Consider the following 16,487-nt stretch of genomic DNA (forward strand, 5'->3'; position numbering starts at 1 on the left):
TTTGGTCTGCTGGTCATATGGCAGTAACTTTTTGACATTGGCTTAGGAAAAAACTTGACCTATAAAATAAAAAGCCGCTAAAATAGCGACTCTCAAAAGTTTTAACTGAACCCCAAGCATCTACAAATTCATTAAAACTTCTATACGGTAGGGAATTGTTGTGCAATTCCGATTGTCATCATATCAGCCATCTCTAGAGCCTGTTTTTCAATGGAATCACTTATTGCAACATTTCTTACGTAGTCTTTCGCGATGCGAGTTGCAACCTCTTCACTGAGGAGACGTAAATGCTCATACATCATCCGTTGCCATTCCACTTGAGACCAATATGGATTAATATGGGCCATAAAAGCTGCAATCGCATCTGCATTGGCATACCATCGTTTCTGAGCATCTTCCGCTGCAGTAGTGTTACCAGCCTTTAAGTCACTGACAAGTTCTGCGGCAATCGTTAAATGTTCTCTGAACAGTTTCTCAAATTGATTGGCAATAGCAGTCCCATAAGTCGGTTCAAGCACCATTGCAAAATCACTTGGATTTCGTAGAAGTCTTGCGGTTGTTGGTTTGACATCCTCAAGCCCATCGACGATACTATTCACTGTTAATCTCGTCCAGAACACGTGCTGTTCCCATAGTGCTCTGAGCTTCCTGTTTAAATCTATGTTGGCTGGCGGCCAGCTCAAGTGATCGGCTACTCGAAAGACAGGATAATAGTACGTAGGAACATAATTAATCATTATCCAACAACTCCTTTTTTACAACAATATATAGACTATAGCCTTCATTGGTGCATTCTAATCCACAATAGTTGACTCGCTCGTCATTCCCTGAAACTGTGATTGAGGATAAACAAAATAAATGGATGAATAGGAGTTACACTGGTTTTACATCCATCTTTTCTTAGACGGATTCTCTCCATGTCTCTAGGCAACTTATTTGTACTCCAAGAGACAGTGTACACCCTCCTTATCCAGTTGATGCCATCGTTGGAGATGCGACCTCTTTGTTGCATTTGAAAATGATCATTCATTAAAGAAGCCATCTGCTCGCCATATTCCATGTTGTGAATTTCATGGCTCCGAAAAAAGGAGAACTGCCCGTATCCAAGCAGTTCTCCTTTTTTTGTTAGGCAGTGCAGTGTATTAGTGGTCTAGGAACACAAGCTGGATGAAGAACAATACTGCAAAAATGTAGAATATCGGATGAACATCCTTGCCTTTTCCGCGAAGCAGCTTAAGTACCGGATAGAAAATGAACCCTACGCCGATGCCTGTCGCAATACTGTGCGTCAACGGAGTAAGTATGATGATCAGGAAGGCAGGAAACGCTTCTTCGAGATCCTTCCAATTGATTTTGTTGATGACATTGATCATAAAGTAGCCAACAATGATCAGTGCCGGAGAAGTGATCGCCGGAATACCTGATATCACACTCACGATCGGTGTAAAGAACAAAGTAAGAGCGAGCAGCACACTTACCGTTACCGCTGTCAGTCCTGTTCTTCCGCCTGCAGCTACCCCTGTGCTGGACTCGATATATGCCGAGGTAGGGCTTGTTCCCAACAGTGCCCCAGAAGTTGTCCCTACCGCATCCGCGAGCAGCGCACCGCGTGAACGCGGAAATTTACCATCTTTGAGCAGTCCCGCTTGTTCAGCTACTCCGAGCATCGTTCCTGTCGTATCAAACAGGGTGATCAGCAGGAAAGTAAATATGATCGTATACAGCCCATTAGAGAATACGCCTGCCAGATCCAGTTGGAAAGCCGTTGTCGTAATGCCTTGCGGCATGGATACAATGGTTTCCGGCATTTGAAACAGTCCCATGATCCAGGCAAGTATCGCTGTAATCACCATTCCGATGAACAGATAACCTTTTACATTGTAGGCCATTAGCACAACCGTGATAATCAGTCCGATAATGGTCAGATAAGTCATTGGCTCTGCCAGGTTCCCGAGGGTAATCAAATTCGATTCTGAATCGGCAATTATCCCGGAATTTTGCAGGCCTACCGTTGTAATAAACAATCCGATCCCCGCTGTTATCGCGTGTTTAAGACTCGAAGGAATTGCATCAAGCAGCATGTAACGGAATGAAGTAAGCGATAAAATAATAAACAAAAGCCCTGCGATAAATACCGCTCCCAGTGCAACCTGCCAAGACACACCATAACCGCCAACCACGCTATAGGCAAAGAAAGCATTCAGGCCCATCCCAGGCGCCAGGACGATTGGATAATTAGACCATAATCCCATAATCAGTGTCGCCACAATACTTGCCAGCACCGTAGCAATGAATACTCCATTGAAGTCCATTCCGGTACTGCTAAGTATTCCTGGGTTAACGATCACTATGTATACCATCGTGAAGAACGTCGTGATCCCTGCGATGATTTCCGTGGAAACGCTCGTGCCTCTTTCTTTTAATTTGAACCAATTGTCCATGATAAAGCCAGCCTCCAACCTTCATATTATGCTCCAAAGCTAAAAACAAAAAAATCCTAATCTTCATATAGGATTGTAATATTATCGCTCCTATATTCGTCATTCATTAGGATTTAACAGCTCTATAATTGTAAGCTTCCAAACCAACAATAAGGATGTTCATATCTGTTTTTAACCTGATGTCATTTCGTATTCTAATAAATATAACATCCATTGTCAACGAACTAACGATTTGTTCACAGTTATTTACGAACTATATAGATATTACATATATTATTCATTCGTTTTTTGGAATGATCGTAGTTACTTTAGATATCGTGCCAACGCATAAAGATCCTTAAAAATTATATCTAATTGGTTATAAGAATCCGAGCGTTCCTTTGTTATACTCCATTATAGAAAGCGCTCACATTTCGAATTCAGGAGGTGTCTCTCTCTATTTTGAAATGATTATATTTACAGATATTTAATAATAAAGGAGTTGCAATATGAAAAAATGGAGAATTCTTTTTTTAAGTGCAGCCTTATGCTTTCTGATGCCCTCGAATATGTATGCCTACAATAATCCGTTTAATTTATCAAACTCTTGGCATTGGTCGAATAGCGATTTTTATGGTGAAGGTGACCCATATATTTTGAAGTTCAATGGGACCTACTACCTGTATGTCAGCACAGTAGATGACTCGGTAGGTGTGAAAGTATGGTCATCCACAAATCTGGTTGACTGGACATATCGCGGTTTATGTTCAACGGAGGCCGTGACCAAGGCGGCGTATGCCCCCGAAGTTGTATATTGGAACGGTCAATTCTATATGTACACCTCCCCGGGAGGCGGTGGTCACTACGTACTTTCCAGTCCCAGCCCCACTGGCCCCTTCACACTTCAAACAGGCAACCTGGGTATGGGCATTGACGGCAATGTCTTCATCGACGATGACGGTAAATGGTACTTCTACTCCACCGGTTCAAATACAATTGCGGCACGTCCGATGACAAGCCCAACCACATTCGGGGCTCCTCTCTCAACCGGATTATCCATGGCTGGTTGGACAGAAGGATCAACCACTTTCAAACGAGATGGAAAATACTACATGACTTACACGGGCAACCATGTCTGGAGCACTGCCTACCGTGTCGATTATGCAACGGGGAGCAGCCCAACAGTTGGTTTCAAGCCGGCTGCGGACATGAATCCAGTACTTATTAATACCGAAGGCTCTAATGTCGGACTTGGTCACAATTCAATCATCAAAGGGCCTGATCTTGATTCAGATTATATCGTATACCATAGTCATGCTTCTGATGGGAATACAACCTACCCGGGACGTAAAATGAATATGGATCGGATCGTTTGGAATGGCGATAAGCTTCTTGTGCAGGGACCTACAACCGAATCACAGCCAAATCCGGAAATGCCGGATTTTGAGGATCGCTTTAACAGGACATCGCTCGGCAGCAATTGGACGAATGTAGGGGGCGGCACATGGGGAATTTACAATCAAGAGCTAATGTGGCAGGATACCATTGGTACTGCATCAACTTACCGTCAGGTCACGGCAGTTAATAGTGCCAGCGATTATACGGCCGAGTTCAACACAAAACAAATGAAACAGGGTAGTAGTGAAAACCCAGTATATGGTGCTGTCTTCTCCTACACCAATGAGAACTCTTACGGCGTCGCGGTACTGAATCGTAATAAGAATCGTTTGGAGACAAATTACGTCGTAGAGGGCGTGAGTCAAGGCTGGCAATATGCATCGCTTCCAACGGGTTACGATTATTCCAAATGGCATCAAATCCGCGTAGAGAAGGCTGGTTCTTCCTTTACTGTCTATGTGGACGGGATGAAGAAGCAGACTCGAACAATTGATGGACTAAAAGGCGGTAAAATCGGTTACACAACTACAGATGTGCACGCTGATTTTGGATATACGGCATTTAGCAATAAAGTAAACGGTAGCAGTGCCTGGAATTCGTATAAGCCCTTGCCGGGTAAGATTGAAGCCGTTCATTATATGACTGGAAATGAAGGAACCGCTTATCATGATCTTTCACCAGTTAATCTTGGAGGTGCCTACAGGAACGACGCAGTTGATATTCGCAGCTCTGCGGCTGAAGGCAAAAATGTTGTTGGCTGGAATCAGACTGGTGAATGGCTTAAGTATCGTGTTAATGTAGCGGAAACCGGATACTATGATTTGGATGTTCGACTAGCCACGACGTTTAACGATGCAAGCTTCCGGGTTTGGAACGAAACAACGGATCTAACAGGTGTTGTAAGTGTATCTAGTTCAGGTGAGTGGGAGAACTCGACAACGGCCAGCAAGAAGGGTCTGTATTTGACTGCTGGCAATCATGAACTGCGGTTCGAGTTTGTGAAAGGCGAATTTGATTTCAGCGATATGACATTTACACCCAGTGAGTCTGTGACAGGCCTGTTTGATGATTTTAATGATGGCAATGACAGTGGTTGGACTCGATTCGAAGGAAACTGGTCCGTCATTGATGGTGAGCTAGATTCTGCAGGCAGCGGCATGTTCGCCAAGAGCACTATTGGCAAAGATACTTGGGCTGACTATACGGTTGAGTCAGACATTAAACTTATTGATACTAGTGGAGATTCGGGAATTATGGTGCGGGTCAATAACCCCTCCAATGGTAAAGTGCTCGCGAATAATCCGGATTATGTACAAGGTTACTATGCATTCATTAAGTCAAATGGTGTCTACCTGGGCAAAATGAACTACGGCTACAAGGAGCTCGCTTCGGCCCCCCTCTCCATTGCTTCAGGTACCTGGCAGCATATGAAGGTAGTGACCTCCGGTACGACAATTAAGGTGTATGTTGACGATATGAACACACCAAAGATCACGTACAAGGATAATAGCATGAATCCATTCACGCACGGCAAGGTTGGCCTGCGAACCATGAATAATCATACACGTTTCGACAATTTCCGTATAACCCCATAATGATAAGAAGAAGGGATTCGGCAGTATGTATTGTCGAATCACCTTCTTTTACTTTTTCGGTTGTTATGATGATGATGGAATCCACTCCATTGGCACAAAGAGTTTTTTGGGAGTTCGTATGCCGTGATGCATCTGATCCAATAGCAAGGTGACAGCCTGTATACCAATCATCTTCTCGTTCTGTTGAACATAGGCAATACCAGCGATCCCAGGATCATCGAACGTTACGATTGCTATGCGTTTTGCTCTCTCCTTGCCAATGGTACGGATTAACGAATAATGAGCCAAACGGGCTAGTTCAACGTCAACAGCCACCAAAGCTGTAAATTGACCATAGTATTGACTGACCCACTTGTCTAGGATCTGTTCTCTATTTTGAATCTCTTCATTAAAAATTTCATAGGGCATCGTGAGACATATGATGTCCTCTTGTGGTAAGCGTGCTTTCGCCACCGCTTGTTCAAAGCCTGCAATGCGTTCGATCACAACGCTGTGCTCTTTGGGCGGGGTAACTAAAGCAAACTGTCGAAACCCTTGCTTAACCAGATTTGTTACCGCTTTATGCGCCCCCTCTATATTATTAGAGCATACGCTTACGTTTGGTTTGTCCGAATAATAACGGTCAATTAATACATACGGACACCCCAGTTCTGAAGCTCGGTCAACCGTATGCCGTTCATGTTCACTTCCAATGGAAAACAGCACTAATCCCCTAACTCCCAACGCACAAAGCTCTTCAATTGCCTGGAGTTCTTTAACTGAACTACCTCTCGTAACACGAATAACCAGCGTATATCCGTTTTCATTGACAGCGTTTTCAATCGAATCGAGCAGACGCTGCTCCACTTTGGTTCGCATGGACGGGATAATAATACCTATCATTTCTTTTGGTTTTGAAGAAAACGGGATATGAAGCATCTCAGGGCTCTCGTCTGTTTGTTGGTATGTTTCAATCGGTATGCGCAGCTTAAACGAGGCTTGGCCAGCAACGAAAGTCCCTTTTCCTTTTATGCGGACAACCACGCCCTCCTCAGCTAGCCCCGCCATAGCATTTTTGGTCGTTATTAAGCTGACATGGAACTGTTCCGCCAATTCTTTTTCCGAAGGAATCCGGTCTCCTGAACGCAGATTTCCGAGCGTAATTTGATGTTTTATTACATGCTGAATTTGCTTGTATAATGGTATATTTTTCATGAAAATCACCACTTTTACTATACTATGTGTTCTATCCTTCGGACAACTAGTTGGTCACAAAGACCATCAAATCAAACTATACTTCTCCCCAAAATATCTCCGTTTCATAATCGAATGGAACAATACCATCTTGATGATTCCGATCAAAAAGATTTCGCAGTTCTGTCATCATCGGATTGTAATTTGGATGCCCGGGTACAGGACTGTAGGAAGATGATAGCAACCGTCCTCTCAAGCCCTCGAAATCGAATTCCTGACTCATTCTGAATCGCACTTCTTGCATCGAACCTTCCTTAAAAAAAGACAGAAGCATCTTCCGGGAAATATTTTTATGATTGACTTTTTCGTAATCGATTCCGTATGTATGAAGCAACTGATTGTACTGTTCACGAAATGGAGTACCCGTTGTAATACGGGAATTCCAGATGAGTATCACTCTCCCACCCAGCTGTAGAATTCTGCGGAACTCGGTCTGCGCTGCTAAACGATCAAACCAATGAAAAGCCTGTGCGCATACTATAAACTCCACCGACTGATCAGGTAACCCAGTAGATTCTGCAGAACCTGTAATACTTTGATACTTTGGATAGCTTTCTAACCTTTGCTCTGCGGCTGCCCGCATGGCCCGATTGGGCTCAACCGCAATCACATTGCTGCCGTGTTCCAGAAGCAGCTTGGAAAAAATCCCTGTACCTGAACCGATGTCTGATATTTTACTATTCGAACGCAATCCAACGAAGTCGTACAAATATTGAACTGCCTCTTCCGGATAGCTCGGGCGGTATTTCAAATAGGAATCGACCCGGTTCGAAAACTTTTCTGTATTTTTCATTTCGTCCTCTCCCATCTGATTTTAATCAAATGATACAGATGAATTCCATTAAAATAAAGAGAAGCTTTGCGACTTTAATTTCCTATTTTGTACAATACAAAAACTACTCTCGAAGGAGTTATATCGTCTCCTACATATCGAAGCGTGCAAAAATCCTGCAAGAAAATGGAACACGCAGCCCCATCTTCATACAGGATTATCAATTTGACAGAAATGCGCCGACCAGGGAACACTGCAATAAACACGTATTGCATCATGAACCAAGCAACTACTCCTTCACCGAGCCGAGTGTAATCCCGTGGATGAAAAAGCGCTGCAGGAATGGATATACAATCAAGACAGGAAGCATGGCGATGAAAATTTTCGCTGCATTAAGTGTTTGATTGGACAACTCATTCATCCGCTTATATTGGTCTTCCGTCATGTTGGACGCGTCGATGACCACGACAAATTGCTGGATTAACGTTTGCAGTGGATAATGATCCTGCCCTGAAGTCAGCACCAGACCATGAAAGAACTCGTTCCAATGGTACACGATGGTGAACAACGTTACAGTAGCCAGCACGGGCACGGCCAGCGGCACATAAATGGTGATCAACATTCTCCACGGCCCGGCCCCGTCCACGAGCGCAGCCTCGTCGAGCTCCTTGGGCAAATTGCGGAAATAGTTCACGATCAGAATGACGTTAAATACCGGCACTCCCCCGCCAAGAACGAGCGCCCAAATGGTATCATAAAGCCCGATGGCCTTTACGGTCATATACCAGGGAATCAACCCACCGTTGAACAGCAGTGTGAACACGAGAATCCACATAAACACGTTGCGCATGCGAAATTCGCGCGGGCTTCTGGAGAGGGGATAAGCCATCATTGTCGTCACGATAAACGTGATTGTCGCACCAAGCACAACCCGCTGAATGGAAATCCAGAAGGAATTGAAAAAGGAACGGTCTCCGATAATTTGCTGGTATGAATTGAAGTTGAAGCCAACGGGCCATAACCATACTTTCCCCGCAGCAGCAGCCGATTTTTCGCTTAAAGACACGGCCAGCGTATACCAGAGAGGCAAAATGCACAGGAACGCGATCAGGAGCAGCACGACCAGCAGCGTGACATCAAATACTCTGGATCGCAGCGTCGTTTCTCTTATCATCTCGCTCGACTCCTTCTCATTGTCAGAATATGCGGTAATTGGCGAACTTCGAAGCAAGCAGGTATGAGACAATGATGAGCACGAAACTGACCACCGATTTCAGCAGCCCAACCGCGGTTGCAAGTCCGTACTGCATGTTCAGCAGACCTTCGCGATATACCCAGGTATCGATAATGTCACCCGTCGAGTACAGCAGCGGATTGTACAGATTGAAAATTTGATCAAAGCCTGCGTTGAGCACGTTTCCCAAACTTAGCACGGCCAAGAGCACAATCGTAGTTCGCAAGCCTGGTAAAGTCACGTGCCAGATTCTGCGCATCCGGGTTGCACCGTCAATCGATGCAGCTTCGTAAAGAGATGGGCTGATGCCCGTCAGCGCTGCCAGATAGATGATCGTGTTGAAACCAAATTCCTTCCATACATCACTGCCTACAACAATAAACGGGAACAGGTCTGCACGAGCAAAGAACAACACCGGTTCAATCCCCAGCAAGTTGAGTAGTCCATTGACAGGACCCGTATACGAAAACACATCGAGCAATATGCCGGACAGAATAACCCAAGACAAAAAGTGCGGAAGGTATACGATTGTTTGAACCCAACGCTTGACCACCATGAGACGCAATTCATTGAGCATAATTGCAAAGATCAACGGCACGATCAGATTGCCCGCAATTTTCATGACAGCAATGTACACCGTATTAAAGAAAATGGTTTTGGTATCGTTCAGGCTAAACATATATTCGAAGTTTTCGAGCCCGATCCAGGTCGATTTCCAGATGCCCTGGCCCGGGTTAAAGTCCTGAAAGGCGATGGCAATCCCGAACATGGGAATGATGCTGATGAACAGCAGCCACACCATTCCGGGCAACAACATGATGTAATAATGTTTGATGAAACTTCGGTTTCGCATCCGGTGTTCCTCCCTTGCAATCTCCCATCCTGATTCTTTCCAGAAGAAGCGCCGGATGAATCCGGCGCTCTGGACGGCTGTCTACTTGACATACTCCTTGACTTCCTCGGTAATTCTGTCCCCGCCTTGCTTTTTCCAGTCGCTGACGAACGTATCGAATGTATCCAAAGGGGCAGCTCCCATAATGATCTTCAGGAAGGTTTCATCCTCCAGCTTCTTCAGGTTCGACCAGCGGCTTTCCATCGTGCGAGTCTGGGAGTATAGAAGGCTATATACCTTGTTGTAATCCTGCTGCAAGGACGATGATCCGACCAATAGCGAATAGATGCGGCTCCATACGCCAAGGTCTGCCTGAGGATCCCAGTACTGGATGTCCATATTGTCATACGGCTCTTTCTTTACCTTTTTGACATTTTGGATATCTGCCGCAAGCAATTTGTAGCCCGGATCGGTAAAGTCTTCAGGTTTTTTGGAGCCAACGAGCACTTCCTGCAGCGCTTTTGCCGAATATTCGCTCTCATCCATATAGGACATCGGAACACGCAGCGGATAATGTCCTACAGGCACGGAGATATCGAATTTCGATTCGTCCCGAATGAGCAGGTTCAGCATTTTGATAACGGCTTCGGGATGCTCATATCCTTTGCGAACGACGACGAATACGGTAGAAGGCGCTCCCATGTGAGCGTTAAATTGTCCTTCGGCATCCAGCGGCAGCAGATATGCTTGCCAGTTGGCTTCAGGATTGTTTTTGATCGCATCCGGCAGTGGTCCATATCCCATCCACCACGGAGCGAAGAAGATACCTGCGTTACCATTGACTACCGGCTCGGACGCACTTTTGCGTATGCCAAGTTCCTTGTCGATTAGTCCATTAGCATACATGTCCCGCAGTTTGGCGAGCGCCTCCTTCGTTTCGGGCAGAATGGAGCCGTAGACAGGGCTGCCTGAATCGTCTTTTAACCAGTACCCAGGATAAGCTTTGTACGCTCCAAAGATCGGATCAAGTCCATATGTGTTGTTCGTCGATTCCAAAAAATTGGCGTATAACCGGCCGCCGTTCTGTTGTCCGGCAATACCGATCGTATCGTTCTGGCCGTTGCCATCCGGGTCCTGTTCCACGAATGCTTTCGCAACGTTCTCCAGATCTTCCATTGTTTTTGGCGGCTCAAGTCCCAGCTTGTCGAGCCAGTCCTTACGTATCCACATTTGGTGAACACCGTCGGAGTGTACTTGTATACTAGGGATAGCATACATTTTCCCGTCAAATGTTACCGCCTCAGCCGATACACCGTTCGTTTTTTCCATATAACTCTTCATGGCCGGAGAAGCATATCGATTAAATGCATCGGTTAGATCCTCCAGCTGCCCAGCCTTCACCATCGCCCGCAATTGGGTATCCTTGACCACGAGCGCATCGGGCAAATCGTTACTTGAAATCGCCAGATTTACTTTCTGCTCATAGTTCGTTCCGGTGGCCGCCTGCCAGGTTACCTTGGTATCGATGTTCAGATTGTCCTTCACATAACGCGAATACTGGTTATTCTCCGGCGTATCTCCGGCAGGCAAACTTTTGTCCGTTGGATCGACTTCTTTACCATACGTTAGGGTAATCGCCTGATCATATTTGCCGAACGGATCCGCCGGCCCTTCTTCAGCAACGCCAGGCGTGGTATTGTTTCCCGCCGTTCCGTTCTCCTTGCTGCCTGCGCTGCTGCAGGCGCTCGTGAATGTGAGTAACAGCATCATCGCCACCATGACCATTTTTTTGCTCAAATGGATGCTCCCCCTTTAATGGAATGTCATTAGCGTCCAGCACCAACAATATAACACGGCCGGAAAACGTTTATGGATAGAGGGGCGAACGAGAAACAGGCGGTCAAACGTCCGATTTTGATAACGCTTACAATCCATTCATCACCCCTGAACTCCATCCGTCTACCCTCATCGTGGTGCATTACGGTACTCACTTGGCAGCATGCCTACCTGTTCCCGGAACATCCGGCTAAAGTACTTTTCGTCTGCATAACCCGTATGCTCCGCAATCCAGACAATCGGTTTGGCCGTTTGGGTCAGATAGTCCCGTGCCTTGTCAATCCGGACTTTGCGAAGATATTCATTAAAAGAATAACCGACCATTTCCTTGAAGCATTGATTGAAATAACTGCGGCTGAGATTGACCCGCTTCGAGACATCGCTGGCAAATAACGGTTTCTGCAGCTCGTCATGAACCATTTTGACTGCGGTTAAAATGCTGCTGCTCACCTCCTTGCGAAGGTACTGGCCGCCCGATAATACAAGCGCTTCTGCACGAAAGTTCGCCATCCATTCCACCACGTCTTGCCATGACGCAAAATGAACGGGCGTGGTCATTTCCGTTTGGACGATGTTTTTGAATGTTCGGTTCCAGTCTACCGTAACGCCGTATAGCAACTGCATCAATCGGGGTACGGGCAATCTCATGGTCCTCAGTTCTTGCAGCAGTTCATTCATATATCGTTCATCATGAACCCAGCGAAAGGAGTGCAACTTGTCCTTTAGACTCCCCTCTCCCTTTTCAACGCATGTCGATCCGCTCTGCTCACACTCGCAGATCGATTCGTTCAGTATTTGTGTACCTGTGTCGGCCCCCCCATAAAACAACGCGTCCTTATCGGATTCTGATACGGTATCGTCATTTAAACGTTTTCGCCTTTCGGTCAGAATACGATCATGGATGCGGCCAAGCACTTCCTCGAACCGTTCTTTCTCCAGCTGTACTTTGGCAATGTAGTCAATGGCGCCCAAACGCAGCGCTTCCTGAATGTATTCGAAATCCTGATGCAGCGTAAGGACAGCAATCGGCAATTCCGGGTATTGCTTGCGTGCGATACGGATTAGCTCAATTCCTGACATGACAGGCATGGCCAGATCTGTAATCAATAAATCCACGCGGTTCTCTGATAAAAATTCAAGCGCTCTCTCACCATTCCCCGCTTCGCCAATGACTTTCATTTCAAATGCATCCCACGGCATCGCGAGCATGAGTCCTTTGCGTACAAGTTGATCGTCATCGACGATCAGCACATTAATCATGATAATTCCTCCCCTTTGCATTGAATAGGCAGTTGTATGACAATCCAGGTTCCTTTTCCCGGTTCGCTGGATACGTTCAGGGTGGCATGACCTTCATAATAAGACTCCAGCATACGCTTGACATAATTCATGCCGATCCCCATTCCAACCCGATGACGTTCGGCCTGTTCTTGTTCCAGCAGCTCTTTGATCTTTTCTTCCGAGATGCCTCTGCCATTGTCCCTGATCGAGATTTCAAGCCGGCTGTTGTGCCTGCTTACCTCCACTTCAATCCTTCCCTTGTCGTCCAGCCCATGGTAAAGGGAGTTTTCAACCAGCGGCTGCAGAATGAACCTCGGCACCGATACATTAAGCAGTTCGTCATCGATGTGTATGCGAACATCGAATTGAAAATTATAGCGAATCTGCTGCAGGATGAGATACTGCCTGAGCGAATCCATCTCCTCACGGATAGTAGAGCTCTGGCCGCCTTTACGCAAATTGTAATACAGCAACTTGTTCAGCGAAGTTACGAGCCGGTCAATCTCCTCCTGTCCATTCATGACAGCTAGCCAATGTGCGGTATCCAGCGTATTCATCAGGAAATGCGGGTTGATTTGGTAGAGCAGCTTTTCGATTTCCAGATCCGCCCTGCGCTTCTCTTTAATCTCAACCTCGGAATATAACCTTGCAATGTGAGATTTCATCCGCCCGAACTGCGTCAGCAGCATTTCAAACTCTGGTATGCGGGAGTTTGCATCCACCACGTCGAAATTGCTGTCAAGCATCTGCTTCATCTCCCGATGAAATTGGGACAATGGCCGATATACCATTTTCCACAGCAACCAGCCGATCGCCAGGCTGACTGCAGCAAACAACACGGTTAACAGAAACATCTGCATCATCCACCGGTTTTTCTCCTGGTCATAATCCGCTTTGGAAACAAGTGATACCACACTCCATCCCTGGTTACTGTACTGCCTGTACCAGTAATAATCTGAGGTGAGGCCCGAAGTTGCTGCGGCAACCGCAGAATGTCCAGAATCAGGAAAAGTCGTGTTTTCAGGAAACATATCTCCTAACTCGCTGTAAGAGACTCGCCCATGGTTATCCAAAATGAGATGAGCCGTGTTTTTGCTGACATCGTCCAAGTCAAGGATGCTTTGCGTTAGCTTAAACCCGGATTCAATGTACACATAGGCATCCTCACGTTCAGGCAGATCCACCTTTCGCAGCGCTGAAAGAACGTATTGATCGTTAAACCTGTCGTTGCTGATATGGGGTCCGAAATACGTAATTCCGTAATAACTGGCCATGATGGGCAGTTTCTCCGGATCGAATGAATCCTTCACCCCCATCGTTTCAAAAAGATAAGTACCGTCTTCACGAAAATAGTACATGGACAACCCGATATTGGGATTGGTAAACGCAATCAGGTTTAGCTGGTATTTGATCTGGTCGGTCAAATAGCTGCGGTCATAGGGTTGATCCGCAATCATGAGCTGTTCCAGCTGTTTGCCGATGCTTCCTTCGAAGGCAAGTTGCTGGGAGGCATGGTTCAGGTTGCTGAGTGTGTTTTCCAGGGACAATGTCACCTGTTTCAGATTGCTTTGGATGCCGGATTGCAGTTTGGTCGTCAGAATGGAATTGATCGTACGGTAGGATAGGTAGCAGGATAAAAGGAAAGGAATGAGGGCTACGACCGCAAAAAGCAGAAGAATTCGATTTTTCAGCGTGATTCGTTCCATACGGGACTTTCGTACATGGTCTGTGTTCATGCATTCATCTCCGCTTCCGGGTTTCAACATGCAGGGCATAGCGGAAGGCCCCCGGTAGTACACCAGGGACCTCCTGACCTGCCAGTCTCGAAACCACGCGTTATGTTCATTTGCCATGCAATGCCTTGCAATGTTGGGTTCGATTCGATGATTCCCGCCTTAGTTACGCAGCCATACGCTCATTTCACCCGGTTCGCGGTTGCCCCATAAATAATAAGGGATGGCCGTGAAGCGTACCGGATTACGAGTCTTGCGGATCGGCTGGTACGGCTGATCCTCCGGCCATGCGGATCCGTCCGCGACCAACCCGTCACCCTCCACCACAACGCAACCGCCGAGCAGATGTGGGGCTTCCCGCTCCGTCAAATGGGCTGTCTCGGCAATGTATAACGAGGCAAGTGGTGCTCTGTTATCCGCCTCTTCCACGCAATAAACAAGTGGTCCGCGCTGAATGGCTGCCTTGCCGGCATCGGCCCGGATTTGCGGATGAGCTTCAATCAGCTTCGTTTCCAGTGGCAGCAGCCACTCCAATGTATCTCCTTCCGACCAGAGTCGGTTGATATGTGCATAACCGTTATTCACCGTAACCTCCTGCACTACACCATTCACACGCAGAACAGGCTGCCCGCTCTGGAACCAGTTGGGGACCCGCAGCGCGAGCGTGAAGGCAGCACCGTTGGCGTTTCCTGGAGCTAGCGAGACGTTGAAGTCAACTTTGCCGTTCCATGGGAGTTCGGAGCGCTGACTCAGCGTGACTTCCTGGCCTTCAAGTGATGTAAACTGCACTGTGCTGCCAATGTACAAATGAACGTGAACCGTGTTCCCTTCCGCAGACACATCATAGATATAATCGTTCAGCGAGCTGAGCAAACGGGCCACGTTCGGCGGGCAGCAGGAACAGCCAAACCACTTCTGGCGGATCGGTTTCACATGGTGCTTGTCCGGATTGCGTTTGCTGGCCTCCGGCCATACTTCAAGCGGATTGACGTAGAAAAAATGTTTGCCGTCCTTGGACATGCTGCCAAGCACGTTGTTGTACAGCGCGCGTTCCATCACATCCGCATATTCGCTTTTCGCTTCCAGGCGAAGCATCCGGCGTGCCCAGAAGATGAGTCCGATGGATGCACATGTCTCCGCGTACACCGCATCATTGGGAAGATCATAGTCAAAGGTGAACGCCTCGCCCAGATGTGTTGCTCCGACGCCGCCCGTAATGTACATCTGTTTGCGGGTCGTATTGGCCCACAGCCGTTCACACGCCGCCCTCAAGCTTGCATCATTGGTCAAGCGGGCGAGATCGGCCATGGCCGTATACATGTATACGGCACGTACGGAGTGTCCGACCGCAGCCGTTTGTTCACGCACCGGAAGATGCGATTGGTACATCTCCAGATTGGGTGAACCTTGCGACCAGATGCCCGTTCTGCCGCGCCGTTCCCATTCCTGGGTGAAATAACTCGGGCTGCTGCCACGCTCATCGATGAAATATCGGCTCAGATTTAGGTAACGTTCCTCCCCGGTTGCATGATACAGCTTGACGAGTGCCAGTTCAATCTCCTGGTGCCCGCAATATGCCCGCTTCTGGTTCTCCCCCGTGCCGAAAAGAGTATCGATCAAGTCGGCAAAGCGGCATGCAATGTCCATTATCTTATGTTTGCCCGTCGCTTCGGCGTAAGCCACCGCAGCTTCAATCAGATGCCCGGCACAGTATAATTCGTGGGCCTCATACAAGTTGGTCCACTCATTGCCCGGCTCCTTGATCGTGAAATAGGTGTTTATGTACCCATTATCATGCTGAGCCTGACCAATCAGATCGATCGCTCCGTCAGCGATGTTCTCCAATTCGGGATCCGGCTGGTTTCTCAGTGAATAAGCAACCGCTTCCAACCATTTATATAAATCGCTGTCCTGAAACACCCAGCCCCCGAATTCGCCCTGTTCCAATCCGGCAGCGATCCGGAAATTGCGTATGGCATAGCTCGGTTCTGCCCCTGCGATGCGATCGTTCAGCGCTTCCCATTGATAGGGAATGACCGTTCGACGAACCAGCTCGGAATAATCCTCCCAAAATTTGTCCCGGATGTGAACCTGTGTTGTCTGCATCTACCGTACCTCCTATATAAATTGACTCTTTACGAACTCAATTATAT

General features: G+C 47.1%; 11 protein-coding genes. 1 reads left to right on the forward strand and 10 read right to left on the reverse strand.

Annotation, left to right across the window (positions count from 1 at the left end; genetic code table 11):
- Positions 1-140 precede the first annotated feature (140 nt).
- Entirely contained in the window at positions 141-737 is a 597-nt protein-coding gene (locus tag HP552_RS28935; RefSeq protein ID WP_175398809.1) for an acetylglutamate kinase, read from the reverse strand.
- A gap of 405 nt (positions 738-1,142) precedes the next feature.
- Positions 1,143-2,441 carry an NCS2 family permease gene (locus HP552_RS28940; RefSeq protein WP_175398810.1) on the reverse strand — a complete coding sequence of 433 codons (1,299 nt, stop codon included), beginning with the start codon at positions 2,439-2,441 and terminating at the stop codon, positions 1,143-1,145.
- A 488-nt stretch (positions 2,442-2,929) separates the two neighbouring features.
- Between HP552_RS28940 and HP552_RS28945 the strand changes: the two genes are divergently transcribed.
- Positions 2,930-5,413 carry a family 43 glycosylhydrolase gene (locus HP552_RS28945; protein WP_175398811.1) on the forward strand — a complete coding sequence of 828 codons (2,484 nt, stop codon included), beginning with the start codon at positions 2,930-2,932 and terminating at the stop codon, positions 5,411-5,413.
- Positions 5,414-5,476: 63 nt separating this feature from the next.
- Here the strand turns inward: HP552_RS28945 and HP552_RS28950 are convergent, their stop codons facing one another.
- From HP552_RS28950 to HP552_RS28985, 8 genes are all read right to left on the reverse strand, one after another.
- Positions 5,477-6,607, reverse strand: coding sequence for a GntR family transcriptional regulator (locus HP552_RS28950; RefSeq protein ID WP_175398812.1), 1,131 nt, complete (start codon positions 6,605-6,607; stop codon positions 5,477-5,479).
- Positions 6,608-6,683: 76 nt separating this feature from the next.
- Positions 6,684-7,439, reverse strand: coding sequence for a class I SAM-dependent methyltransferase (locus HP552_RS28955; RefSeq protein ID WP_175398813.1), 756 nt, complete (start codon positions 7,437-7,439; stop codon positions 6,684-6,686).
- Between the two features lie 268 nt (positions 7,440-7,707).
- Positions 7,708-8,592 (reverse strand): carbohydrate ABC transporter permease, encoded by an 885-nt coding sequence (locus HP552_RS28960; RefSeq protein ID WP_175398814.1) that lies wholly within the window; start codon positions 8,590-8,592, stop codon positions 7,708-7,710.
- Positions 8,593-8,614: 22 nt separating this feature from the next.
- A complete protein-coding gene (locus tag HP552_RS28965) occupies positions 8,615-9,505 on the reverse strand; it encodes an ABC transporter permease (RefSeq protein WP_175398815.1) in 891 nt (296 codons plus the stop codon).
- An 81-nt stretch (positions 9,506-9,586) separates the two neighbouring features.
- Complete coding sequence (locus HP552_RS28970) at positions 9,587-11,269, reverse strand: extracellular solute-binding protein (RefSeq protein WP_175399149.1); 1,683 nt, start codon at positions 11,267-11,269, stop codon at positions 9,587-9,589.
- Between the two features lie 180 nt (positions 11,270-11,449).
- A complete protein-coding gene (locus HP552_RS28975; protein ID WP_175398816.1) occupies positions 11,450-12,580 on the reverse strand; it encodes a response regulator in 1,131 nt (376 codons plus the stop codon).
- Positions 12,577-14,337 (reverse strand): sensor histidine kinase, encoded by a 1,761-nt coding sequence (locus HP552_RS28980; protein ID WP_175398817.1) that lies wholly within the window; start codon positions 14,335-14,337, stop codon positions 12,577-12,579. The genes HP552_RS28975 and HP552_RS28980 overlap by 4 nt, the downstream gene beginning before the upstream one ends.
- Positions 14,338-14,496: 159 nt before the next feature.
- A complete protein-coding gene (locus tag HP552_RS28985) occupies positions 14,497-16,440 on the reverse strand; it encodes a glycoside hydrolase family 127 protein (protein WP_175398818.1) in 1,944 nt (647 codons plus the stop codon).
- Between the last annotated feature and the right edge of the window lie 47 nt (positions 16,441-16,487).

This window comes from Paenibacillus xylanilyticus (assembly GCF_013359935.1).
Lineage (GTDB): Bacteria > Bacillota > Bacilli > Paenibacillales > Paenibacillaceae > Paenibacillus > Paenibacillus xylanilyticus.

What these genes read in the sequence shown, in the direction of transcription:
- HP552_RS28975 (WP_175398816.1), bottom strand. Translation starts at nt 12,580, where the DNA reads ATGATTAATGTGCTGATCGTCGATGACGATCAACTTGTACGCAAAGGA.
- HP552_RS28970 (WP_175399149.1), bottom strand. Translation starts at nt 11,269, where the DNA reads ATGGTCATGGTGGCGATGATGCTGTTACTCACATTCACGAGCGCCTGC.
- HP552_RS28950 (WP_175398812.1), bottom strand. Translation starts at nt 6,607, where the DNA reads ATGAAAAATATACCATTATACAAGCAAATTCAGCATGTAATAAAACAT.
- HP552_RS28955 (WP_175398813.1), bottom strand. Translation starts at nt 7,439, where the DNA reads ATGAAAAATACAGAAAAGTTTTCGAACCGGGTCGATTCCTATTTGAAA.
- HP552_RS28940 (WP_175398810.1), bottom strand. Translation starts at nt 2,441, where the DNA reads ATGGACAATTGGTTCAAATTAAAAGAAAGAGGCACGAGCGTTTCCACG.
- HP552_RS28965 (WP_175398815.1), bottom strand. Translation starts at nt 9,505, where the DNA reads ATGCGAAACCGAAGTTTCATCAAACATTATTACATCATGTTGTTGCCC.
- HP552_RS28935 (WP_175398809.1), bottom strand. Translation starts at nt 737, where the DNA reads ATGATTAATTATGTTCCTACGTACTATTATCCTGTCTTTCGAGTAGCC.
- HP552_RS28960 (WP_175398814.1), bottom strand. Translation starts at nt 8,592, where the DNA reads ATGATAAGAGAAACGACGCTGCGATCCAGAGTATTTGATGTCACGCTG.
- HP552_RS28985 (WP_175398818.1), bottom strand. Translation starts at nt 16,440, where the DNA reads ATGCAGACAACACAGGTTCACATCCGGGACAAATTTTGGGAGGATTAT.
- HP552_RS28980 (WP_175398817.1), bottom strand. Translation starts at nt 14,337, where the DNA reads ATGAACACAGACCATGTACGAAAGTCCCGTATGGAACGAATCACGCTG.
- HP552_RS28945 (WP_175398811.1), top strand. Translation starts at nt 2,930, where the DNA reads ATGAAAAAATGGAGAATTCTTTTTTTAAGTGCAGCCTTATGCTTTCTG.